The sequence below is a fragment of the Citrobacter sp. W9 genome (assembly GCF_026719375.1).
Taxonomy (GTDB): Bacteria; Pseudomonadota; Gammaproteobacteria; order Enterobacterales; family Enterobacteriaceae; genus Citrobacter; species Citrobacter werkmanii.
Map to the genome: position 1 here is coordinate 235,343 of NZ_JAPPTE010000005.1, position 26,545 is coordinate 261,887.

Annotated in this window: 24 protein-coding genes and 5 tRNA genes; 12 read left to right on the forward strand and 17 right to left on the reverse strand. The window is 53.4% G+C overall.

Annotation, left to right across the window (positions count from 1 at the left end; genetic code table 11):
• Positions 1 to 2 precede the first annotated feature (2 nt).
• The 5 genes from ypdE to glk form a co-directional block, all read right to left on the reverse strand.
• A complete protein-coding gene (gene ypdE / locus OOJ59_RS10680; RefSeq protein ID WP_160955451.1) occupies positions 3 to 1,043 on the reverse strand; it encodes an aminopeptidase in 1,041 nt (346 codons plus the stop codon).
• Complete coding sequence (gene ypdF / locus OOJ59_RS10685) at positions 1,043 to 2,128, reverse strand: aminopeptidase (RefSeq protein ID WP_160955450.1); 1,086 nt, start codon at positions 2,126 to 2,128, stop codon at positions 1,043 to 1,045. The genes ypdE and ypdF overlap by 1 nt, the downstream gene beginning before the upstream one ends.
• A 17-nt stretch (positions 2,129 to 2,145) precedes the next feature.
• Entirely contained in the window at positions 2,146 to 3,393 is a 1,248-nt protein-coding gene (locus OOJ59_RS10690) for a PTS fructose transporter subunit IIC (protein WP_038642433.1), read from the reverse strand.
• Positions 3,394 to 3,413: 20 nt separating this feature from the next.
• A complete protein-coding gene (locus tag OOJ59_RS10695) occupies positions 3,414 to 3,740 on the reverse strand; it encodes a PTS fructose transporter subunit IIB (protein ID WP_003028254.1) in 327 nt (108 codons plus the stop codon).
• Positions 3,741 to 4,769: 1,029 nt separating this feature from the next.
• Entirely contained in the window at positions 4,770 to 5,735 is a 966-nt protein-coding gene (gene glk, locus OOJ59_RS10700) for a glucokinase (protein ID WP_038642435.1), read from the reverse strand.
• Between the two features lie 204 nt (positions 5,736 to 5,939).
• Between glk and OOJ59_RS10705 the strand changes: the two genes are divergently transcribed.
• Positions 5,940 to 7,175: an ion channel protein gene (locus OOJ59_RS10705; RefSeq protein ID WP_268063387.1), complete on the forward strand. Its 1,236-nt coding sequence runs from the start codon at positions 5,940 to 5,942 to the stop codon at positions 7,173 to 7,175.
• Here the strand turns inward: OOJ59_RS10705 and OOJ59_RS10710 are convergent, their stop codons facing one another.
• A complete protein-coding gene (locus OOJ59_RS10710) occupies positions 7,176 to 8,828 on the reverse strand; it encodes an alpha-keto acid decarboxylase family protein (protein ID WP_160956351.1) in 1,653 nt (550 codons plus the stop codon). It lies immediately after the preceding gene.
• 184 nt (positions 8,829 to 9,012) lie between these two features.
• Here OOJ59_RS10710 and mgrA point away from each other — a divergent pair, with 184 nt between their 5' ends.
• Together mgrA and ypeC are read left to right on the forward strand one after the other, a co-directional pair.
• The gene (gene mgrA / locus OOJ59_RS10715) at positions 9,013 to 10,002 is read left to right on the forward strand and encodes an L-glyceraldehyde 3-phosphate reductase (protein ID WP_121529368.1); all 990 of its coding nucleotides are present in this window, start codon (positions 9,013 to 9,015) and stop codon (positions 10,000 to 10,002) included.
• Positions 10,003 to 10,139: 137 nt separating this feature from the next.
• Positions 10,140 to 10,466, forward strand: coding sequence for a DUF2502 domain-containing protein YpeC (gene ypeC / locus OOJ59_RS10720; protein ID WP_003834889.1), 327 nt, complete (start codon positions 10,140 to 10,142; stop codon positions 10,464 to 10,466).
• A 32-nt stretch (positions 10,467 to 10,498) separates the two neighbouring features.
• On the opposite strand, the gene OOJ59_RS10725 is transcribed toward ypeC, so the two are convergent.
• A complete protein-coding gene (locus OOJ59_RS10725; protein ID WP_038642443.1) occupies positions 10,499 to 11,737 on the reverse strand; it encodes an Nramp family divalent metal transporter in 1,239 nt (412 codons plus the stop codon).
• Positions 11,734 to 11,808 carry a hypothetical protein gene (locus OOJ59_RS28210; RefSeq protein ID WP_419866972.1) on the reverse strand — a complete coding sequence of 25 codons (75 nt, stop codon included), beginning with the start codon at positions 11,806 to 11,808 and terminating at the stop codon, positions 11,734 to 11,736. Before OOJ59_RS28210 ends, OOJ59_RS10725 begins: the two co-directional genes overlap by 4 nt.
• Before the next feature lie 273 nt (positions 11,809 to 12,081).
• Between OOJ59_RS28210 and nupC the strand changes: the two genes are divergently transcribed.
• Positions 12,082 to 13,284, forward strand: a complete 1,203-nt coding sequence (gene nupC / locus OOJ59_RS10730; RefSeq protein ID WP_038642445.1) for a nucleoside permease NupC — start codon at positions 12,082 to 12,084, stop codon at positions 13,282 to 13,284.
• A gap of 150 nt (positions 13,285 to 13,434) precedes the next feature.
• Here the strand turns inward: nupC and OOJ59_RS10735 are convergent.
• Positions 13,435 to 13,510 (reverse strand) — tRNA-Ala (locus OOJ59_RS10735).
• A 221-nt stretch (positions 13,511 to 13,731) separates the two neighbouring features.
• Here OOJ59_RS10735 and OOJ59_RS10740 point away from each other — a divergent pair.
• Both OOJ59_RS10740 and OOJ59_RS10745 read left to right on the forward strand, forming a co-directional pair.
• Positions 13,732 to 14,094, forward strand: coding sequence for a YfeC-like transcriptional regulator (locus OOJ59_RS10740; protein WP_006683575.1), 363 nt, complete (start codon positions 13,732 to 13,734; stop codon positions 14,092 to 14,094).
• 1 nt (position 14,095) lies between these two features.
• A complete protein-coding gene (locus OOJ59_RS10745) occupies positions 14,096 to 14,488 on the forward strand; it encodes a MerR family transcriptional regulator (protein ID WP_038642449.1) in 393 nt (130 codons plus the stop codon).
• Positions 14,489 to 14,544: 56 nt separating this feature from the next.
• Here OOJ59_RS10745 and gltX read toward each other — a convergent pair whose 3' ends face one another.
• On the reverse strand, positions 14,545 to 15,960 hold the full coding sequence (gltX, locus tag OOJ59_RS10750) for a glutamate--tRNA ligase (protein WP_038642458.1): 1,416 nt from the start codon (positions 15,958 to 15,960) through the stop codon (positions 14,545 to 14,547).
• A 258-nt stretch (positions 15,961 to 16,218) separates the two neighbouring features.
• On the opposite strand from gltX, the gene OOJ59_RS10755 reads away from it, so the two are divergent.
• The 4 genes from OOJ59_RS10755 to OOJ59_RS10770 all read left to right on the forward strand — a co-directional run bounded on the left by OOJ59_RS10755 (position 16,219) and on the right by OOJ59_RS10770 (position 16,618).
• A tRNA-Val gene (locus OOJ59_RS10755) sits at positions 16,219 to 16,294 on the forward strand.
• A gap of 46 nt (positions 16,295 to 16,340) precedes the next feature.
• Positions 16,341 to 16,416, forward strand: a tRNA-Val gene (locus OOJ59_RS10760).
• A 46-nt stretch (positions 16,417 to 16,462) separates the two neighbouring features.
• Positions 16,463 to 16,538, forward strand: a tRNA-Val gene (locus tag OOJ59_RS10765).
• A gap of 4 nt (positions 16,539 to 16,542) precedes the next feature.
• Positions 16,543 to 16,618: transfer RNA gene (locus tag OOJ59_RS10770), tRNA-Lys, on the forward strand.
• 148 nt (positions 16,619 to 16,766) lie between these two features.
• Here OOJ59_RS10770 and OOJ59_RS10775 read toward each other — a convergent pair.
• The 4 genes from OOJ59_RS10775 to OOJ59_RS10790 form a co-directional block, all read right to left on the reverse strand.
• Positions 16,767 to 17,651 carry a LysR family transcriptional regulator gene (locus OOJ59_RS10775; protein WP_085049683.1) on the reverse strand — a complete coding sequence of 295 codons (885 nt, stop codon included), beginning with the start codon at positions 17,649 to 17,651 and terminating at the stop codon, positions 16,767 to 16,769.
• A gap of 101 nt (positions 17,652 to 17,752) precedes the next feature.
• On the reverse strand, positions 17,753 to 19,009 hold the full coding sequence (locus tag OOJ59_RS10780; protein ID WP_087856970.1) for a nucleoside permease: 1,257 nt from the start codon (positions 19,007 to 19,009) through the stop codon (positions 17,753 to 17,755).
• A gap of 57 nt (positions 19,010 to 19,066) precedes the next feature.
• Positions 19,067 to 19,900 (reverse strand): xanthosine phosphorylase, encoded by an 834-nt coding sequence (gene xapA, locus OOJ59_RS10785; RefSeq protein WP_087856971.1) that lies wholly within the window; start codon positions 19,898 to 19,900, stop codon positions 19,067 to 19,069.
• 181 nt (positions 19,901 to 20,081) lie between these two features.
• A complete protein-coding gene (locus OOJ59_RS10790) occupies positions 20,082 to 21,008 on the reverse strand; it encodes a LysR family transcriptional regulator (protein WP_069324504.1) in 927 nt (308 codons plus the stop codon).
• An 89-nt stretch (positions 21,009 to 21,097) separates the two neighbouring features.
• Between OOJ59_RS10790 and OOJ59_RS10795 the strand changes: the two genes are divergently transcribed.
• Positions 21,098 to 22,096: a bile acid:sodium symporter family protein gene (locus OOJ59_RS10795; protein ID WP_038642468.1), complete on the forward strand. Its 999-nt coding sequence runs from the start codon at positions 21,098 to 21,100 to the stop codon at positions 22,094 to 22,096.
• On the opposite strand, the gene OOJ59_RS10800 is transcribed toward OOJ59_RS10795, so the two are convergent.
• The 3 genes from OOJ59_RS10800 to zipA form a co-directional block, all read right to left on the reverse strand.
• Entirely contained in the window at positions 22,093 to 22,311 is a 219-nt protein-coding gene (locus OOJ59_RS10800; protein ID WP_268063388.1) for a DUF3820 family protein, read from the reverse strand. The genes OOJ59_RS10795 and OOJ59_RS10800 overlap by 4 nt on opposite strands.
• A gap of 1 nt (position 22,312) precedes the next feature.
• The gene (gene ligA / locus OOJ59_RS10805) at positions 22,313 to 24,328 is read right to left on the reverse strand and encodes an NAD-dependent DNA ligase LigA (RefSeq protein ID WP_085049685.1); all 2,016 of its coding nucleotides are present in this window, start codon (positions 24,326 to 24,328) and stop codon (positions 22,313 to 22,315) included.
• Positions 24,329 to 24,399: 71 nt separating this feature from the next.
• Complete coding sequence (gene zipA / locus OOJ59_RS10810; protein ID WP_087856974.1) at positions 24,400 to 25,413, reverse strand: cell division protein ZipA; 1,014 nt, start codon at positions 25,411 to 25,413, stop codon at positions 24,400 to 24,402.
• A gap of 230 nt (positions 25,414 to 25,643) precedes the next feature.
• On the opposite strand from zipA, the gene cysZ reads away from it, so the two are divergent.
• Positions 25,644 to 26,405: a sulfate transporter CysZ gene (gene cysZ / locus OOJ59_RS10815; protein ID WP_069324501.1), complete on the forward strand. Its 762-nt coding sequence runs from the start codon at positions 25,644 to 25,646 to the stop codon at positions 26,403 to 26,405.
• Positions 26,406 to 26,545 lie beyond the last annotated feature (140 nt).

Sequence of the window (26,545 nt, forward strand, 5' to 3'; positions counted from 1 at the left end):
AATCAGCACCTGAAGTCCGTCAGATGAGCCACGGTTTCGCACGTAAGATGTGAAATAAGCGCCGACAGCAACTGCTGCGTCTGGATGATGTCACGACAGTCGGCAATTGATGCCGCACAGTGCCCATACCGCGTAGCTGGCCCCATAACAACCGTCGGGATCCCCGTTCCGCTGACGTGTACGGCCCCGCCGTCTGTGCCGCCATTACTGAACATATCGAGTTGTAACGGGATGCCCGCATCAGTGGCTACACTTTCAATCCATGCCGTCAGCTTTGGCGGCGCAATCAGCGATTTATCGCTCAGCACCAGCATCGGGCCTTTGCCGAGCTGTCGGTGGTTGGCCGCGCCATAATCAAAATTTTTCGCCCAGCAGGCTGTATCCAGCACGATCGCCACATCGGGCGCAACCGCACGCGCTGCCGTTTGCCCTCCGCGCAGTCCCACTTCTTCACTGGAACTGGCCACCAGCCACACCTCGCAAGGAAGGATGGCGTTATGCCATGCGCGCAGCAGCGCGATCAGCAAATAACATCCAAGTCGGTCATCAAAGGCTTTGCCCATGACGCGTTGGTGCGGCAAAACCTGAAAAGTCGTGTCAAAGGTGACGCGATCGCCTGGACACACGCCGGCCTGAAGCACTTCGTCATAAGACCGCGCGCCAATATCCACCCGCAGTGCATTCACCTCATTGCCACTGCGATCTCCGTCGAGCAGCCCCGGGATTTTGCTCTCTTCGCGGGTGGTAATCCGCACTGGCTGTAACTGTCTGGCCGTCATACGCACATTTCCCACCGGCAAGACATCGATCGCCCCTTCCCTGGAAATACTGCGCACAATAAATCCCACTTCATCCATATGCGCGCAGATCATTACCTTCGGACCGGTTGATTCATTCAGGCGGATCAACACCGATCCCAACCCATCGAAGCGCACTTCTTTGTGCAGACGATCTGCTTCTTCGAGCAAGATCTGTCGCACCTCCTGTTCTGAGGAGGCGATCGCATCAGCCTCGCTCAGCGCCTTCAGTAGCGATAAGTCCATCACGCCTCTCCCGTGTGTAACAATGTTTTCGCCATGGTGTAGAGCACCTCGCCGCCGTCTGGCGTAACCAGCACCACGTCCTCGATACGCACTCCGCCCTGCCCCGGCAGATAAATACCTGGTTCAACGGTGAGCAGCATTCCCGCCGCCAGAGGCGTCTCATCGGTAGGGGAAAAACGTGGGTTCTCATGGACTTCAATGCCGATAGCGTGTCCGGTATTGTGACCAAACGCATTACCATAGCCCGCCTGTGTAATAACTTGCCTGGCTGCGGCGTCCACCTCATTGCAACGCGCGCCAGGTCGAATTGCCGCTACCGCCGCCAGTTGCGCTTCCAGGACAACCTGATAAATCGAAAATAGCGCACTGTCTTCTACTGGTTGGTTGGCGTCAGGTATGCGAAACGTTCGCGTCATATCCGAACAATACCCCTGATACTGTGCGCCAAAATCCAGCGTAATGAATTCACCTGCTGCAACCCGTTTATCGCTGGCTTTGCCATGCGGCAGCGCCCCGCGCCAGCCGCTGGCGACAATGGTGTCAAAAGAAGCTTTGTCTGCGCCAAGCGTGCGCATAAACCACTCCAGTTCGGCGGCAATCTCGCGCTCACTCAGACCGGGTTGAATAAAACGCCGTATATGTTCAGCGCTGAGGTCGGCAATCCGACAGGCTTCACGGATACAGGCTATTTCCTGGGCCGTTTTCACCTGCCGAAGCACGTCCGGCACGGCGCTGACCAGCCGTCCATGCAGTTTGCCTGCCCAGGCCTGTGCCGTTTCCCAGCTTACCTGCTCGCCTTCGAACCCCACCGTCTGCAGCTTTTCGTCAGCAATGATGTGATTCACCCGTGAATACAACGTCTGTGTGCCATCGAGGAGATGGATCTGGTAGCCCTGGGTACGCGTAGCGACATCGGTGTAATAACGGGCATCGACCAGGATATGCGCGCTGTCATGGCTGATAAACACATACCCTGAACTGCTGGAGATCCCCATATGCGGCTGTTTATTCTGCCGCGATGACAGCAGTATCGCATCGAGATGTTGCGCCGTTAACCAGTTACGCAGCGAGGCAAGTAAGCTCATGGTTACAATCCTTTTGATCAGAGGCTTTCAATCAGCAATTTGCCTTTGCGGTACATCAGATGGCGCAGGAACACCACCATCAGCGCCGTAATCACCGCACCTAACAGGATCCCTGCCATATAGACACCGAGATTGGTCACCAGCGGCCATGCCCAGATAGCCGACTCAGGGAACCATTGCACCGCACCCAGCCAGACGGCAGCCGTCGATCCGACAATGGCGCCAACCATGTAAGAGGGAATTGCCGTGATGGGGCTTTCCAGCGCAAACGGGATAGCCCCTTCGCTGATGCCCATAAATGCGAGGAACATTGCCGTTTTTCCCTGCGGGTAGAGCTGGGCGCTGAACAGACGTTTCCCCGTTAAGCGGCGGTCAAGCAGCGTTGCCAGCCCGAGACCAATCGGCGGAATCACAATCGCAATAGAGCGCGCGGTGACCGGCAGAACGTGATCGGTGGTAAAGCTGAAGGCGACAAATCCAGCAGCTTTATTAATCGGCCCCCCGAGGTCGATGGCCGTTGCCGCGGAAATCCCCATCGCATACATCAGCGTCCCTTTCTCTCCTGCTGCGGTCAGCAGAGTACGAATTCCACCGTTGATCCAGCCGCCAAACGGCGTGATTACGTAATACATCGCCAGCATGACGAAAATGGCGGAGAGAATGGGTAGCAAGAAGGTGGTTTTGAACGCCAGCAGGAAATCAGGGAGCTGAATTTTTTGGTTCATCCACTTCACCAGATATCCGGCAACGATCGAGATAATGAGCGCGCCAATAAAGGTGGAAGGCACGGGAGCACTGGTTACCCATTGCAGCGTCGATGGGTCAAAATTCAGCATCTGGGTAGGCTGAGTAGACATCAGCCCACCGATGAACCCCGCCGGAAACGCCAGTTTGCCGCCAATCGAATTGGCAACGAACGCGGCAAACATCGGAATAGCAAAACCAAACAGCACGCCGCCAAAAGATTGCGACAGCCAGGCAAACTTCAGTAATGAGAGATTAAAACCGGTAAATTTTCCGCTGTTCAACGCATCCATGATGCCCGTGTCAGCAGGAATATCGAGCCAGCTATAAGCGATCAGTTGCGAGAAGGCGAGAATTACCCCGCCCATAATCAATGTCGGCACCATGCGTGAAATACCCGACATCACATGTTGCGGAAGTTCGCCCCAGAAGCTGTTGCGGGAGGCCGGTGGATTTTTTATTGCCGCTGTCGCACCAGATGCGCCTGGCACAACGGTTGCACTGCGTTTTTTAATGGCCATACGTAGTTCCCTGTCGATGATTATTGTTGTTCAGCGGCAACCATCTCTTCGATCTCTTTAATGATGCCGGCCGCATTTTTTATCGCGTCCTGTAGCGTAATTTCGTAGACGTCACGCGACTCGAAACGCTCGTTATCTTCCGGGGTAACGGCAACTGAATGGATGATTAACGTCGCCTCAGCGATATCCTGCGCCGTCAGTCGATTTTGAATTCCGTCAGCGCCCTGAGTTTCGATTTTCACTTCATAACCGGCTTCAACCGCCGCTTCTTCCAGCGCCTGCGCCGCCATAAAGGTGTGAGCCAGCCCCATTGGGCACGCACAGACAGCAATCAATTTTTTGCTCATATTCATTTCCTCGTAATAGTTAACGAGAGAAATTATGGTCCGAGGCAAGTAGCGACCGTTATCAGACAAATAATGCTTTTACTGGACATATAATCCAGTAATCAGGAAGTGTGACGAAGGTCGGAAAGCTGGGCGGCAGGCATAAAAAAACCGCGTCAGAAGCGTAATGCTTGTCAGTTAATCATTATGGAGAACATGTGATTGCGACTCAGGGTTCCGTTCACTTCAGCTTTTCACTTTTCTGAAGCACAGGTACCCGTGAACGTGCAAGGGAGGCTCACCGCCGCCTCCCTTGCAACCCAGGCTCCCGGCGGGAAAATCGTCGCGATGCGATTATTCGCCCCATCCCTGGGGCTCACCCCTTCGGGGCCAGCGCAAGCGCTGTTCAAAATTGCTCCCGGCAATTTTGTCATTCGTCTTATGCCGTCTGCCTGTCGGGTCGGGGCCGAGCCTGCGTCCCTGCAGGCCATCCCCTCTGCCCGCATCCCTGCGGGCAGACCCGATCAGCCGCCAACGACTCATCGATTTTCAGCCGGACCGGAGTCATCGCTTCAACGCTCTGACTTCCAGTTAAATCTGTTTTGCTGTTTAAACAAAAAACGCAAATGGTCAGGTGTGGGCTGGTCCGGCTGAAAATTGCCGACGTGTTTCCGTAAGGCCGGGAGAGCCAGCATGGATGCTGGCTCAGGGCGCGCTTTGCAAGGACGCTACCTCGCGCCCGGCCCGGTAGCCTGGAGGAATAAGCGGAGGGAACCACGAAGTGGCAATTTTCCCGCCGGGAGCCGGGATTGTTAAGGGTACGGCGATAGTACCCTTAACACGTTCACTGGGAGTAATCGTTTCAGAGAAGTGAAAAACATAAGGTGAACGTAACAAATACCGGGGGCAACAAATTCATTACCTCCGGATATGCCGCTCTTAGCTATAGTTACGACGATTGCTCGTCGTTAACTGATCGTCATTACGTCAGAAGCGCGGTTTAGTGGGAATACAGGCCGGATGATTGCTAAATACCATCCGACATTGGCCTTACAAAATATGCCCCAGCGTCTGACGCAGATGTGCGCCAGAACCAAGCAGGCCCGGATTATCATGCACAATCAGATACACCGGAATATCCTGAACGTAGGCTTTAAAACGTCCTTTATCTTCAAACCCACCGCGGAAACCGGAGGCTTTAAAGAATTCAAGGAAGCGCGGCACGATCCCGCCAGCGATGTACACGCCGCCAAACGTGCCCAGCGTTAACGCCAGATCGCCGCCAAAGCGGCCCATGATCACACAGAACAGCGACAGCGCGCGGCGGCAGTCGATACAGGAATCTTCCAGCGCACGGGCGGTGATATCCTTCGGCTGCAGATTTTCCGGCAGGCGGCCGTCTGATTTGACGATGGCGCGATACAGGTTCACCAGTCCGGGTCCTGAGAGCACACGTTCAGCAGAAACATGACCGATTTCCGCACGCAGAACCTCAAGGATAATCCCCTCTTCTTCGCTGTTAGGCGCAAAATCCACGTGCCCGCCTTCACCCGGCAGACTTACCCAGCGTTTATCAACGTGCACCAGATGCGCCACGCCGAGGCCAGTTCCCGCGCCATACACCGCAATCGGTTTGCCTTCGACAGGTTCCGCGCCGCCAAACTGGATCAAATGCTCTTTTTTCAGCATGGGGATTGCCATCGACACGGCGGTGAAATCATTAATGATTTCCAGATGGCTAAAGCCCAGATTTTTTTTCATCTCAGCAATAGAGAATGCCCAGGTATGGTTGGTCATTGCCACCCAGTCGCCGGTGATCGGACAGGCAATGGCAATGCAACCATCTTCGACGCTGACGCTATGCTCATCCAGGTACACGCGCACCACAGCCTCCAGACTGGGGTAATCCAGCCCGGAATAGGTTTTTGCCTGCGAAATCTCGCCACTGGCAATGTCGCACAGAGCAAGACGTGCGTTGGTGCCGCCAACATCACCTACTAAAGCATATTTTGTCATTCTTCCACTGCTCCGCTAAAGTCAGAATAAATCTTTGCCACACTGTAAATTCATGGGGGCATAACAACAACGGCCTGAAGGCTGATGCCCGTAGAAAATCGATCCAGATCACACAATTACTTTATCGTTTCAGCACCATTTGCAGCGATGCGGTCGCGCAGGCTGTGCAAACTATATCTATGACTCTGTTTGAAGGAATTGAAAATGCTCCATCCGCGAGCCAGAACGATGCTCTTGCTATCAACTCCCGCGATAATCATTGGCATAGCGTCCAGCCTGGTGTTGATCGTTGTGATGAAAGTCGCTTCCGTTTTACAGCAATTTTTATGGGAGCGTCTGCCGATTAGCATCGGAATTGCCCAGGACTCTCCGATGTGGATCATCGGTATGCTCACGTTAACCGGACTGATGGTCGGGCTTGTCATCCGCTACAGCCGGGGCCACGCTGGTCCGGATCCGGCTTGTGAACCGTTAATCGGAATGCCGGTGGCCGTTTCGGCGCTGCCAGGCCTGCTGGCGGCACTAATCCTCGGTCTGGCGGGCGGCGTCAGTTTAGGGCCGGAACATCCCATCATGACCGTGAATATCGCCCTCGCAGTGGCGCTTGGCAGCCGCCTCTTTCCGCGCATTGCTAAGCTGGACTGGACCATTCTCGCCTCTGCCGGCACCATCGGGGCGTTATTTGGTACTCCCGTGGCCGCCGCGTTGGTGTTTTCGCAAACGCTGAATAGCTCAAACGATGTTCCTTTGTGGGATCGTCTGTTTGCGCCATTAATGGCCGCCGCCGCAGGTTCACTGACCACCAGCCTGTTCTTTCATCCCCATTTTTCATTGCCCATCGCGCACTATACGCAAATGCATCTGATCGATATCCTCAGCGGTGCGGTCGTTGCTGCTATCGCCATTGCCGCGGGCATGGTGGCCGTCTGGTGTCTACCGCGCTTGCATCATTTAATACATCGGCTTAAACACCCGGTACTGATCCTTGGGGTTGGTGGTTTTATTCTCGGTATTTTGGGTGTAATTGGCGGACCGCTTACCTTATTTAAGGGACTGGATGAAATGCAGCAAATGGCGTTTAGCCAGACGCTGGGGACAACGGATTATTTGCTGCTTGCCGTGATCAAACTGGCGGCATTGGTGGTCGCAGCAGCGAGCGGTTTTCGCGGCGGGCGAATTTTTCCGGCGGTCTTCGTGGGTGTCGCGCTGGGTCTGATGCTGCACGCCCATGTTGAAGCCGTTCCGGCAGCCATCACGGTCTCCTGCGCGATTCTCGGGCTGGTGCTGGTCGTTACCCGCGACGCGTGGCTGAGCCTGTTTATGGCGGCAGTCGTGGTGCCAGACACCACTTTGCTGCCGCTGCTTTGCGTCGTTATGCTCCCCGCCTGGCTTTTATTGGCCGGAAAACCAATGATGATCGCCAGCCGTCCCGAGGAGTAGCTATCCTCCGTTGCGAGATTCCAGCGCACGGGTCACCGTGCGCAATAACTCAGGAAGATCGGCTTTCGGTAGCACCACTTCAATTAATGACAACCGTTGCGGACGGGACAGCCGGGCCAGCACTTCCTCCAGTTGGACCGCCTGCTTCACTCGCCAGCATTCCGCCTGACATTCATGACTTAACGCCTGCGGCACCTGGGTCCAGTTCCATCCGGCGATGTCGTTATAACGCTGATTTGCCCCGTGAATGGCCCGCTCCACGGTATAGCCGTCATTGTTAAGCAGTAAAATCACCGGTGATTGCCCGTCCCTGAGCATGGAGCCCAGTTCCTGGATAGTGAGTTGCGCTGCACCATCGCCAATAATCAGGATCACCCGGCGGTCCGGGCAGGCCGTTTGCGCGCCAAATGCCGCCGGGAGCGCGTAGCCGATGGAACCCCACAGCGGTTGGACCAGGACTTCCGCACCGCTGGGTAGCGAGAGCGCTGCCGCACCAAATGCCGCCGTTCCCTGGTCGACGAGGATGATGTCATCCGGCGCCAGATAGTGTTGCACCGTTTGCCAGAAATTTTCCTGGGTCAGAAGCCCCTTCTCAACCTGGATACGCCCAACTGGCGGGCGTTCGGGCGGCAGTGAAAACGACATCTCCAGACACAACTCGCGTAACGTAGTGACGGCCTGTTCCATCGGAACGTTAAACCATTGGGTACCAACACGTGACGCATGGGGCTGAACGTCAATCGTGCGCTCCGGTGGTAACCGTTGCGTAAACCCAGCGGTCAGGGTGTCGACAAATTGTGTACCGACGCAAATAATCGTATCGGCATCTTCAATGGCCTGGCGCACATAGTCGCTACTGGCTCCGGCGCTGTACGTACCGACAAACGCCGGGTGACGCTCATCAAATACCCCTTTCCCCATCAACAGCGTGGCGTGAGCCATCGGCGTTTCCGCCATCCAACGCTGCAATACAGGCTGTAAGCCAAAACGCTGCGCGAGAAAGTCGGCCAGCAGCGCTACGCGCGGACTGTCCAATAGCCGCTCGCGGGCATAATAGCGAAACGCTTCCGCCACGCTGCTTTCCGGTTCGCTCAGAGGAATAATCAGGGCGTCATTCGGCGGCGTGGCGGGCTGTTTTGCCACATCAGCAGGCAACATCAGATAGCCCGGCCTGCGCTCAGTTAACATCGCCCGCAGCACGCGATCAATTTCATAGCAGGCGTTTTGTTCATCCAGCACTGCGCTGGCCGTCGTTACAGCCTGCTGCATACGGTAAAAATGCTGAAAGTCACCGTCGCCAAGGGTGTGATGCATCAGTTCCCCACGACGCTGCGCACCGCGACAGGGCGCGCCGACAATATGCAGAACGGGAACATATTCCGCATAGCTTCCCGCGATACCGTTGATCGCACTTAACTCTCCCACGCCAAACGTGGTGAGCAAAGCTCCCGCCCCTGCCACCCGGGCATAGCCATCCGCAGCATAAGCCGCATTTAATTCGTTCGCACACCCGACCCAACGTACGCTGGGATGTTCAATCACGTGGTCAAGAAACTGCAAATTATAATCGCCAGGCACACCAAAGAGGTGGCCGACGCCACAGCCTGCCAGCCTGTCCAGCAGATAATCAGCAACGGAATATTGGGTTTGCATGACAGCTATCCTTCTGACGGTAACCTCAATGTTGAGTATCGAAGAACTGTGATGACTGTCCAGGAGAGTTGTTGTGAAGGGGGTGGAAAGCAAGATGTACAGTTTTGACGATTAAAAATTCATTACAGTCTGCTTTGTGTAAACGTATACACTCAATGACACACGTTATCCAACAGGAGGCTACATGGTTTATCAGGCTGATGAAAATCGCTATCAAACAATGGAGTATCGCCGCTGCGGCCAGAGCGGCCTCAGGTTGCCGATTGTCTCTTTGGGTTTGTGGCATAATTTTGGTGATGCCACGCAGGTAGAGAACAGTCGGGCGCTGTTACAGCGCGCATTCGATCTGGGAATTACTCATTTTGACCTGGCGAATAACTATGGCCCGCCGCCGGGCTCAGCGGAGCGAAATTTTGGCCGCATTCTGCAGGAAGATTTTTTACCGTGGCGGGATGAGCTGATCATCTCCACCAAAGCGGGCTACACCATGTGGGAGGGGCCCTACGGCGACTGGGGATCGCGCAAGTACCTGATTGCCAGCCTCAATCAAAGCCTCAAACGCCTGGGGCTGGAGTATGTTGATATCTTCTATCATCACCGGCCCGATCCAGAAACGCCGCTCAGAGAAACCATGCGCGCGCTGGATCATATTGTCCGTCAGGGTAAAGCGCTGTACGTCGGGCTGTCCAACTATCCGGCTGAGCTTGCCAGGCAGGCGATTGAAATACTCGACGATTTAGGCACCCCCTGCCTTATCCACCAGCCTAAATATTCCCTGTTTGAACGTTGGGTCGAAAGTGGCCTGCTGTCGCTGTTACAGGAAAAGGGTGTTGGCAGTATCGCCTTCTCACCGCTGGCGGGTGGGCAATTAACCGACCGCTACCTGAACGGTATTCCTGCGGACTCGCGCGCGGCAAGCTCCAGCCGTTTTCTTAACCCGGACCAGTTAACGCCACAAAAACTGGAAAAGGTCCGTGCGCTGAACGCGCTCGCAGAACGCCGGGGACAAAAACTTTCTCAAATGGCGCTCGCGTGGGTATTACGGGAAGACAAGATCACCTCCGTGCTGATAGGCGCCAGTAAACCCGCGCAAATTGAAGACGCCGTTGGCATGCTGGCAAACCGGCATTTCTCTGCCGAAGAGTGCGCCGAGATTGATGCCATTCTGAGCTGATTGAAATAAAGACACATTTATTAACAAAAAGTGCTCTCGCTCGCGATTTAAGAGTTAAGGCGATGAAACGGGGCTTTACTGCCCCGTAATATTACGTTAACAGGCCGGCTACGGCTCGATCGTGAAGGAGAGTAAACATGTTCAGGTCACTGATTCTGGCGGCAGTCTTATTGGCTTTTACCCCGCTGGCCGCGAACGCTGGCGAAATCACCCTGCTGCCATCAATAAAATTGCAAATTGGCGATCGCGATAATTACGGTAACTACTGGGATGGCGGCCGCTGGCGCGACCGGGATTACTGGCATCATAACTATGAGTGGCGCAAAAATCGTTGGTGGCGTCATGACAATGGCTATCATCGTGGCTGGGATAAACGTAAAGCTTATGAGCGCGGCTATCGCGAAGGCTGGAATGACCGTGACGACCATCGCGGTCGCGGGCGCGGTCACAAACATCATCATTAATGTAACAAAAGAGCCTGCGGGCTCTTTTGTTTTTACAAACCCAGCGCGGTTCCCACCAGTAGCCAGATATTGAGCGCGACCACTAACACCACAATCATCCAGCCAATGTATTTGACCCAGGCGGTGTTAACCAAATCCCCCATCAATGTGCCGTTGCTGGTAAAGATTAGTAGCGGCACCAGCGCAAGGGCAATCCCGAAACTGAGCAACACCTGGCTCATCACCAGAATACGGGTCGGATCCAGCCCCATCAGAATCACAATAAATGATGGCATCATGGTGACAGTACGGCGTACCCATAATGGGATATGAAAGCGGATGAATCCCTGCATCACCACCTGCCCCGCCAGCGTGCCGACCACAGTAGAAGACAGTCCCGCAGCCACCAGGCTTAAACCAAACACCGTCGCCGCCGCATGGCTCAACAGCGGTTCAAGGGTCAGGTACGCTTGATCGAGATCGGCGATACCGGTATGCCCGCTAAAATGAAATGCGGCGGCAGCTGTCGCCATCATCGCCAGGTTTACAAATCCGGCAATCGTCATGGCGATAGCCACATCCCATTTGGTGGCTGTATAGCGCTGTTGGCGCGTTCCGCCGTGCAGATGCTGGGTTAAGGAAGAGTGCAGATAAATGACGTGCGGCATGATGGTCGCGCCAAGTACGCCTGCGGCCAGGAACACAGCCTCCGAATTTGGCAGGCTGGGAATAATCATCCCCTTGCTAAGCTGCGCGAAGTTCGGTTGGGAAAAGATCAGTTCCACAATGTAAGCCGCGGCCACAAACAGCAGCAGGCCGCCAATGACTTTTTCCAGCGGCTTTTGCCCGCGGCGCTGCAGCATCAAAATTAAGAATGTCGCGATGCCGGTAAGCACGGCCCCCTGCAATAACGAAACGCCCAGGATAAGTTTGAAACCAATCGCAGCGCCAATAAACTCAGCAAGGTCGGTCGCCATGGCGATAATTTCAGCCTGCACCCAGTAAAACCACACCACCGGGCGAGGATAATGATCGCGAATTTGCTCTGCCAGGTTTTTACCCGTGGCAATACCCAGTTTTGCCGACAGCACCTGAATCAGCATCGCCATCAGGTTTGCCCAGACCACCACCCACAGCAATTTATAACCAAAGCTGGCCCCTGCCTGGATATTGGTGGCAAAGTTACCTGGATCGATATAACCGATCGCCGCGATGAACGCAGGTCCCATTAATGCGAGCTTCAACTTGCGCGCTGCCCGTCCACTGCTACTCTCAACGCGATCGTTCGTCATTTTAGTGCCCCAGAAACATAGCCTTTGCTATGTTTCAAGCTACGCCCATTGAGAATGATTATCAAATTCATTTTAATGGGTGAAGTTGATTTCTCTGATAGCGATTGTCTATGGATCGATAAAGATTCTGGAAATACCGGTGAGATGTTTAATTATTGTTATTAGATTAGCACAATGACATAACTTTTCACTTCCCTACTCAACATAACAGAAGTGTATCGCCGATCACTAATTTTGAATCTCGTCACAGGTCCTTATTATAGTGTGTGTTTGATCTCGTTTTCTTTATGGTTGTTACATAGAATGTGCACGAAAACTAAACCTGCCTCATATTTGGAGCAAATATGGACCGCGTTCTTCATTTTGTCCTGGCCCTTGCCGTGGTTGCGGTACTCGCACTGCTGGTAAGCAGTGACCGTAAAAAAATCCGCATTCGTTATGTTATTCAACTGCTTGTTATTGAAGTGTTACTGGCATGGTTCTTCCTGAACTCTGATGTCGGTCTGGGCTTCGTGAGAGGCTTCTCCGAGATGTTTGAGAAACTGCTCGGATTCGCTAATGAAGGGACAAACTTTGTCTTCGGCAGCATGAACGACAAAGGCCTGGCATTCTTCTTCCTGAAAGTGCTTTGCCCGATCGTCTTCATTTCCGCGCTGATTGGTATTTTGCAGCATATCCGCGTTCTGCCAATTGTCATCCGCGCGATTGGTTTCCTGTTATCTAAAGTCAACGGTATGGGTAAGCTGGAATCCTTTAACGCCGTCAGCTCCCTGATCCTGGGTCAGTCCGAGAACTTTATCGCCTATAAAGATATTCTCGGCAAAATGTCCCGCAACCGTATGTACACCATGGCTGCAACAGCGATGTCGACGGTTTCCATGTCTATCGTCGGCGCGTATATGACCATGCTGGAGCCGAAATACGTGGTTGCTGCGCTGGTTCTGAACATGTTCAGCACCTTTATCGTCTTGTCGCTGATCAACCCCTACACCGTTGATGCCAGCGAAGAAAACATTCAGATGTCTAACCTGCACGAAGGCCAGAGCTTCTTCGAAATGCTGGGTGAATACATCCTGGCAGGTTTCAAAGTGGCAATTATCGTTGCAGCCATGCTGATTGGTTTCATCGCGCTGATCGCCGCCCTGAACGCCCTGTTCGCTACCGTGACCGGTTGGTTTGGCTACAGCATCTCCTTCCAGGGCATCCTGGGCTACATCTTCTACCCGGTTGCATGGGTAATGGGTGTACCGTCCAGCGAAGCGTTGCAGGTGGGCAGTATCATGGCAACCAAACTGGTTTCTAACGAATTCGTCGCGATGATGGATCTGCAGAAAATCGCCTCTACGCTCTCTCCACGCGCTGAAGGCATCATCTCTGTGTTCCTGGTCTCCTTCGCTAACTTCTCTTCCATCGGGATTATCGCCGGCGCGATTAAAGGCCTGAACGAAGAACAAGGTAACGTGGTTTCCCGCTTTGGTCTGAAGCTGGTGTACGGCTCTACGCTGGTGAGCGTACTGTCTGCATCCATCGCAGCACTGGTGCTGTAAGCCTAAGACAACATTGTCGTGTTAAGACCGGGGAGGTTTTTCTCCCCGGTTTTTTTATGCGTGTTATTCAGCAAACCAAAGAAATATAAGGTGAGAACTGGCAGGATGTAAAAACAAAAAACCCCCGCTTTTCAGCGAGGGTTTAAATTTTGGTGGAGCTAAGCGGGATCGAACCGCTGACCTCTTGCATGCCATGCAAGCGCTCTCCCAGCTGAGCTATAGCCCCGTCACGTAAAGCTTGTCGAGTTGACGGGCGGCATCATATGAATTCCCTTCGCGTGTGTCAACGGCAAAATTAACTCATAGAATTCAATCGCTGAAAAAGCAGTCAAATGAAGAACATTGCGTAACAACTCGCATTCAGTAGTTAAACGCGTCACGGTTTCTACTAAAATGGTGCTATAAAATGAGCCACTAATTAACCCCACGACTACTCAGGGAATCGTTATGTTCAAGGAACGGATGACGCCAGAAGAGCTTGCTAATCTGACCGGATACAGCCGACAGACCATCAATAAATGGGTGCGCAAGGAAGGTTGGGCTACATCACCAAAACCAGGCGTTCAGGGCGGTAAAGCCCGTCTGGTTCACGTCACCGAACAAGTTCGTGAATACATTCGCAGCGCTGAACGTTCAGCCGAAGGTTTATCAGATAACTTATCGTTATCCGGTGATACTTCGATTGAGGCGCTGCTGATTAGACTCGCCAAAGAGATGACGCCATCAGAACAGAAAATGTTTACGTCATTGATCCTGCGTGAAGGCATTACGGGTTTATTACAACGCTTAGGGATCCGCGAAAACAAATAATATGAAAAAATTACGCAGCAAAATGACGACCGAAGAGCTGGCGGAATGTCTCGGGGTAGCCAAACAAACCGTCAATCGTTGGATCAGAGAGCAAAACTGGACCACCGAAAAATTTCCCGGCGTTAAAGGCGGTCGTGCAAGACTTATTCATATTGACTCCGGTGTCCGCACGTTTCTGCTCAACGTTCCCGCTTTTCGCAAAGCTCCTGAGTTTTATCAGGCTGAAGAACCGCTGGCAGAATACACCCATGTAGTGCGCAGCCATGCCTGTCGCCAGATAATCAGCGCACTGGACAATATGTCGCCAACGGAACAAGAAAAGCTGGCGATGTATATCTCGCGCGAAGGGATTCGTAATTTCCTTATCCGTCTGGGCATTGATGAGTCTGAATAGCGGGTAAAAAAAACGGCAGGAGCGCATCCTGCCGTTGTGTCATCAATCAGCCAGAATTACTGCTGACTTTCACGCTCTGCAATAAACGCCAGTGCTTTGTTAATACGCTCAACGCTGCGGGATTTGCCAATCGCATGCACCGTGACGTCTAACGCCGGGGACTGACCCGCGCCGGTTACCGCGACGCGCAGCGGCATCCCAACTTTACCCATGCCCACTTCCAGCTCATCAGCGGTTGCCTGAATCGCGTGGTGGACGTTTTCTGCCGTCCATTCGGTAATGGCGGCCAGTTTGTCGCGAACCACTTCCAGCGGCTGACGCGCAACCGGACGCAGGTGTTTCTTCGCCGCGTCAGCGTCGAACTCAGCAAAGTCTTCATAGAAGTAGCGGCAGCTCTGCGCCATTTCTTTCAGCGTCTTGCAACGCTCGCCCAGCAGTTTCACCAGCTCAGACAGTTGAGGCCCAACGCGAGTATCGATATTTTCCTGCTCAATGTGCCACTGCAGATGCGTTGCCACATATTCCGGTGCCAGCGCATTAATGTAGTGATGGTTCAGCCACTGCAATTTTTCAGTGTTGAACGCGCTCGCAGACTTGCTCACCGCACCGAGGGAGAACAGTTTAATCATCTCTTCACGGGTGAAGATTTCCTGATCGCCGCTGGACCAGCCCAGGCGCACCAGATAGTTCAGCAGCGCTTCCGGCAGATAGCCGTCATCGCGGTATTGCATCACGCTGACCGCACCGTGACGTTTAGAGAGTTTTTTACCGTCGTCGCCGTTGATCATCGACACGTGCGCGTAAACCGGCACCGGCGCATTCAGCGCTTTCAGGATATTGATCTGACGCGGGGTGTTGTTGATATGGTCTTCGCCACGAATAACGTGAGTGATTTCCATATCCCAGTCATCGACAACCACGCAGAAGTTGTAGGTTGGGGAGCCGTCGGTACGGCGGATGATCAGATCGTCCAGCTCCTGGTTGCTGAATTCGATCGGCCCACGGATCTGATCGTCAAAAATAACGGAACCGTCCTGCGGGTTGGCAAAACGCACCACGCACGGTTCATCGGCGGCATGGTGCTCATGACCGTGGCGGCAGCGGCCGTCGTAACGCGGCTTCTCACCGTTCGCCATCTGCTCTTCGCGCAGCGCATCCAGACGCTCTTTGGAGCAGTAGCACTTATATGCGGTGCCTGCTTCCAGCATTTCATCAATAACAGCGTTGTAGCGATCAAAACGTTTGGTCTGGAAGTACGGGCCTTCATCCCATTCCAGATTCAGCCAGTTCATACCATCCATAATGGCTTCAATAGCTTCCGGCGTGGAGCGTTCGAGATCGGTGTCTTCAATACGCAGCACAAACTCACCGCCATGGTTACGTGCAAAAAGCCAGGAATAAAGAGCAGTGCGCGCACCGCCGACGTGCAGGTAACCTGTCGGGCTTGGCGCGAAGCGAGTTTTGATTTTCATGAAATGGCCTTACGTTTATAAAGATGCCGACAACCGGCAAATCCAGGGAAGATTATCAGGCTCGTATTCTATCACTGTGGTCTGATTCCTCAATGTTGATCGGGTTGGAACATCACGCTTTGCCATTTTCGTATACAAATCATGCTGCATGGATTGTTTTGCGATCGTTTTGTTTAAATTTACGACGAACAAACAATTTCTTTTGAAAATGCGTTGACTCATTTTCAACTCTCCCTATAATGCGACTCCACACAGCGGGGGTGATTAGCTCAGCTGGGAGAGCACCTCCCTTACAAGGAGGGGGTCGGCGGTTCGAACCCGTCATCACCCACCAACTACTTTATGTAGTCTCCGCCGTGTAAAACAAGAAATTGAGAAGTGGGTGATTAGCTCAGCTGGGAGAGCACCTCCCTTACAAGGAGGGGGTCGGCGGTTCGATCCCGTCATCACCCACCACTTTCTCGCCAGCTGGATTTCTTGTTAAAATATGAAGTACCGAAGTGGGTGATTAGCTCAGCTGGGAGAGCACCTCCCTTACAAGGAGGGGGTCGGCGGTTCGATCCCGTCATCACCCACCACTTCGGGTCGTTAGCTCAGTTGGTAGAGCAGTTGACTTTTAATCAATTGGTCGCAGGTTCGAATCCTGCACGACCCACCAATGTAAAAAGGGCGCTGGCGGCGCCTTTTTGCTACCTGCGATATGAAAGATTCGAATCTGCTTACCTGATGCGCTGCGCTTATCAGGCCTACAGGCAATACCGCACGCGTAGGCCAGATAAGACGTTAGTCGCCATCCGGCGCAAACATCATACCATCAACGCCGCCACCAGTTTCTCCAGCGCGGGCGTTGCCTGCTGCTGGTCATACACAATATACAAATCCGCCGGAATACGTTCCTCTAACGGACGGAACACCACACCCGGCCAGCTCATTTGTGCATAACTGTCTGCAATCAACGTAATTCCAACCCCCATACTGATCATCGCCAACACCGTTTGCGGCTCCTTCACCTCGCGAATAATCATTGGTGAAAATCCGGCGCTTTGGCAAACGCGCTGTAAAAATGCCCAGTCGGTATGAATGGACGGCATTGTGACAAAATATTCGTTCCGCAACGCTTCCAATGGTATCGCGGCAAGTTCAGTCAGTGGATGCTCTTCTGGCATTGCCACCAGGAAAGAGGATTCATGCAAACGCAGGCTGGTAAATCCAGGCGAAGGTTCTGTCGCCATCCGCCAAATTCCCGCATCCAGCTCACGTCGTTCCAGCATCGTCATCTGCATGGCTGGCATATTCTCGCGAAACAGCACCTCAACGTTAGGGTTATCTTTTAAGAAACGCCGCATCACTGGACGCATTTTTCCCCACATCGCCGTACCGATAACACCGAGTTCAATCCGCCCTGCGTCGCCGCGACCAATTTGCTCTACCCTCGCCAGCGCCTGATTCGCACTGGATAGCAATCGGCGCGACTCTTCCATCAAAATTTTTCCGGCATGAGTTAAGGCTACACTGCGGGAATGTCGGATAAACAGCAAAGTGCCGAGTTGTTGTTCCAGCTCTTTAATATGCGTACTGAGCGGCGGTTGCGACATATTCAGGCGAGCAGCAGCGCGTCCAAAATGCAGTTCTTCTGCGACAGCAAGAAAATAACGCAGTAACTTCAGATCGATACGGTGCGTGCGTTCCATGGATAATGCGCTCCTGAGGACAAAGGATAATGCGCAAAGTTACCACATTGCATCGCGGAAAATGAAACGGCGGGTATCAGTCCCCCGCCGCGAATGTCACGTTAATGCGCCAGCGATTTCTGCGCCAATTTTTCTGGCTCATGCTTGTATTTAAAGAACAATGCAAAGATAACCGCCAATGCCAGCGCATACGCGGCAAAGACTAACCAGATAGTCTGCCAGTCCTTAACGCCATCGACAGAGAAGTAATCTACCGCCATCCCGCTCAGGATTGAGCCAACCCAAGCGCCCACGCCATTGACCATCGTCATAAACAGCCCCTGCGCACTGGCGCGAATGTTAGAACTCACTTCCTGCTCTACAAACACCGATCCTGAAATATTGAAGAAATCAAACGCGCAACCATAGACAATCATCGACATCAGCAGCATCACAAAGCCGACCGGGGACGGATCGCCAAAAGCAAAAAAACCAAAGCGCAGCGTCCACGCCAGCATGCTCATCAGCATTACCGTTTTAATACCAAAGCGTTTGAGGAAGAACGGGATAGTCAGGATAAAGCCCACTTCCGCCATCTGTGAAACTGAAAGCAAGATAGAGGGATACTTCACCACAAAACTGTCGGCAAACTCAGGATTACGAGCAAAATCATGCAGGAACGGATTGCCAAAGACATTAGTAATTTGCAGTACCGCCCCCAACATCATCGCAAACAAAAAGAAGATTGCCATACGTGGATTTTTAAACAAGACAAAAGCATCCAGCCCAAGCTTGCTGGCAAGCGTTGTGTTCGCTTTCTTCTCGGCAACCGGAATTTTCGGCAACGTCAGCGCATACAGAGCCAGCAGCAACGATGCGCCAGAAGCGATATACAGTTGCGCACTGCTCAGTTCCAGTCCCATCAGACTCACCGTCCACATGGCCACGATAAAGCCGATAGTGCCAAACACGCGAATGGGTGGGAAAGCGGTGACCGGGTCCTGACCCGATTGCGCCAGACACGAGTAGGAAACACTGTTCGATAACGCAATCGTCGGCATATATGCCATCGCGTTAACCAACATCACCCAGAACATGGTCTGCGGATCGGTAACGGTAGTGGCATATAGCAACACACCCGCGCAGACAAGATGGCAAAGCATGTAGGCGCGTTCGGCGCGTAGCCATTTATCGGCAATGATCCCCATTATGCCCGGCATGATAATCGCTGCCAGCCCTTTCGAACTGTAGACCATACCCACATTCGCGCCGGTAAAATCCAGGGTATTAATCATGTAAGAACCCAGGGTAACCAGCCAGCTCCCCCAGATGAAATATTGCAAAAACGACATGAGCTTTAAGCGAGATGCGATACCCATTTTTCCGTTCCTTGCCAAAAAAGTAAGACCCCGCAAGCGGGGTCAATTTTTAATTATTCAGGCCAGTTTGCGCAAAAAGCCGCAGATCAGATTGATAAAGTTCTGCCGGGAGAGTTCCGCTGCCGCCAGCGTCTGCGCGTGAGATAATTTCACATCGCCCAAACCTTCCGCCAGGTTAGTGATCGCTGCGACCGCAACCACTTTCAGACCGCAATGGCGGGCAGAGATAACTTCAGGCACCACCGACATCCCCACGACATCGCCACCAATGATTTGCATCATGCGAATTTCTGCCGCGGTTTCAAAGTTTGGTCCCGGATAAGAGACAAATACGCCTTCGCTCAGCGGGAAACCTTCTTCTGCGGCAACGGTTTGCAGGATTGCACGATAGTCAGCATCATAGGCATTCGCCAGCGAAAAGAATCGCTCGCCAAAACGATCATCGTTAAGTCCCACCATCGGTGTACCAGGCATCGTATTGATGTGATCGCTAAGCGCAACCAGACTACCTGGCCCAACTTCAGGGCGGAGGGAGCCTGCGGCATTAGTACAAAATAACAGTTCACAGCCCAGCAGCTTCAGTGTGCGAATGGCATCGGTCATCACCGTCATACCGCGCCCTTCATAAAAATGCCCGCGACCTTTCATACAGGCCACCGGTACGCCCGCCAGATTTCCCAGCACCAGTTCACCGGCATGACCGTGAACGGTGCTCACCGGGAATCCGGGAAGTTTCTCGTAAGAAATGGCCACCGCATCCTCAATTTGATCCGCCAACGCGCCCAGGCCTGAGCCAAGAATAAAAGCGACGCGTGGAGTGAAATCCGGCTTGTAGCCACGAATAATATCGGCGCTGTACCAGGGATTTTGCGAGAAAAGAGAGTGGCTCATGAGATATCCTTAATACTGAGTAATCGAAAATAACGTCGCGTACCACACTGTTATAGCGGGACTACGCAATCGATTACCAATACCGTTTATCCCGACAAGCGATAGTAAATCGGTATCGATGAGGTACGCTAAACTGGTTTGAATTCACATTATTTTTCTGCCAGAAATGGCATGGGGCGGTTTATATCTTATACAGCGGATCGCTTGCGCGACCAGCAGTTAACTCACTGGCCTGCATGCGCACCACGTCCCACAACGCCTGAGCCGCGGTAGATAAAGAACGGTTTTTACGTCGCGCCAGCATCAATTGTCGTTCAACCACCGGCGTCAGACGCTTAACCTGTAAATGGCTACCCTGCGGTAAGGGGAGCGCCAGCGCGGGCAGTACGCTGATACCAATGCCCGCCTCTACCATCGGAAACAACGTGGCCGGGTGACCAATCTCCTGAACAATATTGGCATCAATCGAAAAGTGGGCCAGCGCCGCATCGATCAGCGGTCGACTGCCGGAAGCGTAATCCTGTAGCACCAGACGCTCATGATAGAGATCCTGCCAGTTGACCCATTCCCGCTGGGCTAACGGATGATCCTGCCGACACAGCAACAGAAAAGGTTCGGACAGTACGGCTTCACACTGCAGATCGGTCACAGCACCAGGATCAATCACAATGCCAAAATCGACTTCTCCCTGGCGAATGCTTTCCAGCACCCACTGCTGTGGCCTGTCGTGCAGCACAAAATCGATCGCAGGATAAAGCTGATTACTCTGGGCAATACACTGTGGAATCAGGTGTGCGGAGATCGTCTGGCTGGCGGCAACGCGCACCGTTCCGGTTAACTGCGTCCCCACCTGGCCTGCTTCACGCAGGGTGCTGTGCAGTTCATCCAGAATACGCTCCAGTCGTGCCGCCAACTGATGCCCGGCTTCTGTCAGTACCACTTCTCGTGTTGTTCTATCTAATAACCGGACGCCCGTCTGCCCTTCCAGCTCTTTAACGCTATGGCTGACCGCCGACTGGCTTAAGCCAATGATATCCCCCGCCCGGCTAAAACTTTTAGCCTGAGCGACGGTAACAAAGATACGGAGCTGACGCAGAGAGTAATTCATCTATTCTATTCATATATGGATGCAATAAATCAATTTTATTTCTCAAACGGAAAAACGCAAAATGTTCCTACCGAATTTCAGGAGCTTTTATGAAACTATTTCGTATTCTTGATCCGTTCACGATAACGCTAATTACCGTCGTTTTACTGGCTTCCTTTTTCCCGGCCGAGGGCGGTTTTGTCCCTTTTTTTGAAGGCTTAACCACCGCCGCCATTGCCCTGCTGTTTTTTATGCACGGGGCAAAGCTGTCGCGTGAGGCCATTATTGCCGGCGGTAGCCATTGGCGTTTGCATCTGTGGGTCATGTGCAGCACTTTCGTCGTCTTCCCGGTATTGGGTGTTCTGTTCGCATGGTGGGCACCGGTTAATGTTGACCCGATGCTGTATACCGGTTTCCTGTATCTGTGTATTTTGCCGGCCACGGTGCAGTCGGCCATCGCCTTTACATCGCTGGCGGGAGGTAACGTCGCCGCCGCCGTGTGCTCCGCTTCGGCCTCCAGCCTGCTGGGTATTTTCCTTTCACCGCTGCTGGTAGGCCTGGTGATGAATATGCACGGCGCGGAAGGCAGCCTGGAGCAGGTGGGGAAAATTATGCTGCAACTGCTGCTGCCGTTCGTGTTGGGACATCTTTCACGTCCATGGATTGGTAACTGGGTATCACGACATAAAAAGTGGATCGCCAAAACGGACCAATCCTCCATTTTACTGGTGGTGTACTCTGCCTTTAGCGAAGCCGTGGTTAACGGGATCTGGCACAAAGTGGGAATCGGCTCACTGCTGTTTATCTGCGTGGTCAGCATCGTTCTGCTGGCCATTGTGATTGGCATAAACGTCTTTGTTGCCCGGAAATGCGGCTTCAATAAAGCCGATGAAATCACCATTGTCTTCTGCGGTTCGAAAAAGAGCCTGGCGAATGGGATCCCAATGGCAAATATTCTGTTTCCGACTTCGGTGATTGGCATGATGGTGCTGCCTTTGATGATCTTCCATCAAATTCAGCTGATGGTCTGCGCCGTGATGGCCCGTCGCTACAAGCAACAGACGGACGCATTGCAGGCGCAGCAGAAAAGCCGCGCCGCAAAGGCTTAAAGCGGGCGTTTCTGGGGCTGCACCAGTTGCGTCAGCCCCTCAGTTTTAATCAGCAGCGTGATTTGCATCAGCTCGCCAAGTTTACCCGCCGGGAATTCATCCTTACGGGCAAACCACAGCAGATACTCTTCCGGGACATCAATCAGCCGACGCCCCTTATATTTGCCAAAGGGCATCACGGTGTTGGCGATTTCAACCAGCTGCTCTTTTTCCATCTCAGGCACCCAGTAAGCGGATCATTTCAGCTTCATCAATCACGGTAATACCCAGTTCCTGCGCTTTTGCCAGTTTCGAACCCGCCGCTTCGCCGGCAATCACCAGATCGGTTTTCTTCGACACGCTACCGGCCACTTTTGCGCCCAGTTCGGTTAATCGTGCTTTGGCGTCATCACGCGACATCAGGCTCAGGCTTCCGGTCAGCACCACCGTTTTGCCCGCGAACGGGCTGTCGATTTCCTCAGCGTTGATAACCACCGGCGCGGGCCAGTGAATGCCCTGCGCCAGCAACTGGCCTATCACCTCGCGGTTGCTCTCTTCGGCAAAGAAATTAAACACGTGCGTCGCGACCACAATGCCAACATCCGGCACTTTTTGCAGCTCTTCAACAGAGGCCGCTTCCAGCGCATCCAGAGTGCCGAAATACGCCGCCAGACCTGCGGCAGTGGCCTCGCCGACTTCACGAATGCCCAGCGCGTAGAGGAAACGGGCAAACGTCGTTTCTTTCGCTTTTTCCAGCGCATTCACCACGTTTTGCGCCGACTTTGGCCCCATCCGATCGAGTCCGGTGAGCTTGCCTGCCGTCAGGGTGAAGAGATCTGCTGGCGTATGGACATACTCTTTCTCCACCAGTTGATCGATAATTTTGTCGCCCATACCGTCAACATCGAGCGCGCGGCGGGAAACAAAGTGTTTCAACGATTCCTTACGCTGGGCGCCGCAAATCAGGCCGCCGGTACAGCGAGCGACCGCTTCGCCTTCCACACGTTCAACATCAGACCCACACACCGGACAGTGCTGTGGAAACACGATTTCACGCGTCTCTTCCGGGCGCTCGGAAAGCACCACGTTGACCACCTGCGGGATTACATCGCCCGCCCGGCGAATAACGACTTTATCGCCAATACGCAACCCCAGACGATCGATTTCATCGGCATTATGCAGAGTGGCGTTACTGACCAGAACCCCGGCAACCTGAACCGGCTCAAGGCGAGCAACGGGCGTAATCGCCCCGGTACGTCCGACCTGAAACTCAACATCGCGAACAAAGGTCATCTGCTCCTGCGCCGGAAACTTAAAGGCCACCGCCCAGCGCGGCGCGCGAGCGACAAAGCCCAGTTGCTCCTGCAACGCCATGGAGTTGACTTTAATCACCACGCCGTCAATATCGAAGCCCAACGTCGGTCGGTCTTCTTCAACCTTGTGGTAGTAAGCGAGTACTTCCTCCGGCGAGTCACACAGCGCTACCCTGTCGCTTACCGGCAGTCCCCACTCTTTAAATTGCAGCAGACGGCCGAGGTGAGTATCAGGCAGCGCGCCGCCTTCCAGCACACCAACGCCATAGCAGAAGAAAGTAAGCGGTCGCTTCGCCGTGATACGGGGATCAAGCTGGCGTAATGACCCGGCGGCCGCGTTGCGCGGATTAGCAAACACTTTATTGCCGGTGCGGCGGGCTTCTTCATTAATTTTTTCAAATCCGGCCTGTGGCAGGAACACTTCCCCGCGCACTTCCAGACGCGTGGGAATATTATCGCCACGCAGTTTTAACGGGATCGCGCGGATAGTGCGCACGTTAGAGGTAATATCCTCCCCCGTGGTGCCATCACCGCGCGTTGCGGCGCTGACCAGTACGCCGTTTTCATACAGGATACTGACCGCCAGGCCGTCCAGTTTCAGTTCACAGCACCAGGTCAGCTTATCGGTGCTCTTCAGTCGGTCCTGCACGCGCTTGTTGAAGGCGAGAAAACTCTCCTCATCAAACACGTTATCCAGCGACAGCATCGGCACTTCATGGCGAATCTGGCTGAACGCCGACAACGGCGCGGCGCCAACGCGTTGGGTTGGCGAGTCGGGGGTAACAAGGTCCGGATGCTGCGCTTCCAGCTCGCGCAGTTCACGCATCAGGCGATCATATTCCGCATCGGGAATTTCCGGCGCGTCCATCACATGGTAGAGATACTCATGATGGCGAAGCGTGGTTCGCAGTTCTGTCAGTTGTTGTTCGATTGATTCCATATCGCACCATCAATGATAAAAAACCCCCGACAGGCGGGGGTTTAGCAAGGAAATGTCACGCCAGAAGAAAATCAGGCGTGAGATTCTTTAACTTCGCGGATGCGGTCCTGATATTCCCGCAGTTTCTGCGGCGTCATCATACGACGTTGATCGTCGAGCACCACACCGCCAACTTCATCAGCAATGTGCTGCGCGGACTGCAGCATCAGCTTAAAGTTTTGCAGCTCGTCCCCATAGGACGGAACCTGCATAAAAATAGTCACGCCAGGCGTGCTGAAGTCGCCCGTCATCTCCGGGTCAAAGGTACCAGGATTAACCATGTTGGCAAGACTAAACAGCGACGGACCGCTGCCATCCGGGCTCAGATGACGATGGAAAATATTCATATCGCCAAATTTAAAACCGGCTTGCTGAATGCTGTTGAGCAGCACATCACCGTTGAGCTCGCTGCCATGGTGAGCCGCGACGTTCATAATAATGACCGCTTCTTTACGCTGCGGTTTTTCGGCAACAGGCGCTTCTTCAACGACCGGCTCAGGCTGCGGTTGGTGTTCAACGACAGGCTCTGCTGGCTGGAAGGTCTGCGGCGCAGGCTGCGGAGCCTGCTGCACGGGCTGCTGAACCTGCGGAGCAACGGGCTGATGCTGTACCGGCTGTTGCACCGGTTGCGGCTGAACAGGCTGATGTTGCACAGGCTGCTGCGGTTGAACAGGCTGAGGCGGCTGCTGAACATGCGGCGGCGGTACCGGCGCTTGTGCAGGCTGCTGCGCGGTTTGACGCGGCTGAGCAGACGCATAAGGCGGCTGGTACTGGTGTTGCGGCGACTGAGGAGGAACACCATGTTCCTGCGCGTTACCGGGAGCATGATTCACACGATGAACGCGAACTTCGCCCACGCCTTCGTCTTCCTCGACGTTGTCGTCGAACGAATCCTCGTCTTCACGTTTAGACTTCATGCGTTTCAGTGGGCGATCGCGGAATATAGAAGACCGCTCTTTACGGCTAGTCCAAAAACCATGTACCAGTAAAGCGATTATGGCGATCGCGCCAACAATGATTAATATCAGACGCAAATCCTGCATCATTATATTCTCTGTTGTTCTAACACCTTGCCACCACGGCAAACATTTACTCACTAAGAGTATTTGTCGATTACGCCAAGTGCAAGTGCACTCTTGGCTTTCACGGCATAAAGATGAACAAAATTGTGCTTTTTGCTGTTTTTTCGAACATTTCCGAACAGCTTAACGCTCAACAACCCGGTAAGATACGCCAGGTTTACCAGAGCTTATATAACAAGGAGTATGTCCTGACCATGGTTTCATCATCTGCAGTTGTACCTCGCAGCGGCCTTTATTACTTTTCTCAGGGATGGAAGCTCATCTCCCAACCGGGCATTCGTCGTTTTGTTATTCTGCCTTTACTGGTGAATATCCTGTTGATGGGCGGCGCATTCTGGTGGTTATTTAGCCAACTCGATAGCTGGATCCCTGCGCTAATGAGCCACGTACCTGACTGGCTTCAATGGCTCAGCTATTTGCTGTGGCCGATCGTTACCATTTCCGTACTGTTAGTGTTCGGCTACCTGTTCTCCACCGTCGCCAACTGGATTGCCGCACCGTTTAACGGCTTGTTGGCGGAGCAACTTGAAGCGCGCTTAACGGGCGCAACGCCACCCGACACTGGCGTTCTCGGCATCATGAAAGACGTTCCTCGCATTATGAAACGTGAATGGCAAAAGCTGGCGTGGTATCTCCCGCGCGCCTTCGTGTTGCTGATCCTCTATTTTATTCCGGGCATTGGACAGACCGTCGCCCCGGTGCTGTGGTTCCTGTTCAGCGCGTGGATGTTGGCCATCCAGTACTGTGATTATCCGTTTGATAACCACAAGGTGCCTTTTAAGGAGATGCGCGTCGCGCTGCGCACGCGTAAGGTGACCAATATGCAGTTTGGCGCGTTGACCAGTCTGTTCACCATGATCCCGGTACTCAATCTGTTCATTATGCCGGTTGCGGTTTGTGGCGCCACGGCGATGTGGGTAGACTGCTATCGTGCTAAGCATGCGTTATGGAAGTAATGCAAAAATGTGTAAAAGCGGGCTGGCTTATGTCCGCTCTTATTCCATACTGCAAGGCATTATTTCCCATCAGCATATAGATATGCGATTTCCTTACTTCCCCATACTTTCTCAACAGGTATGCTGAAGCGGTATCCCAA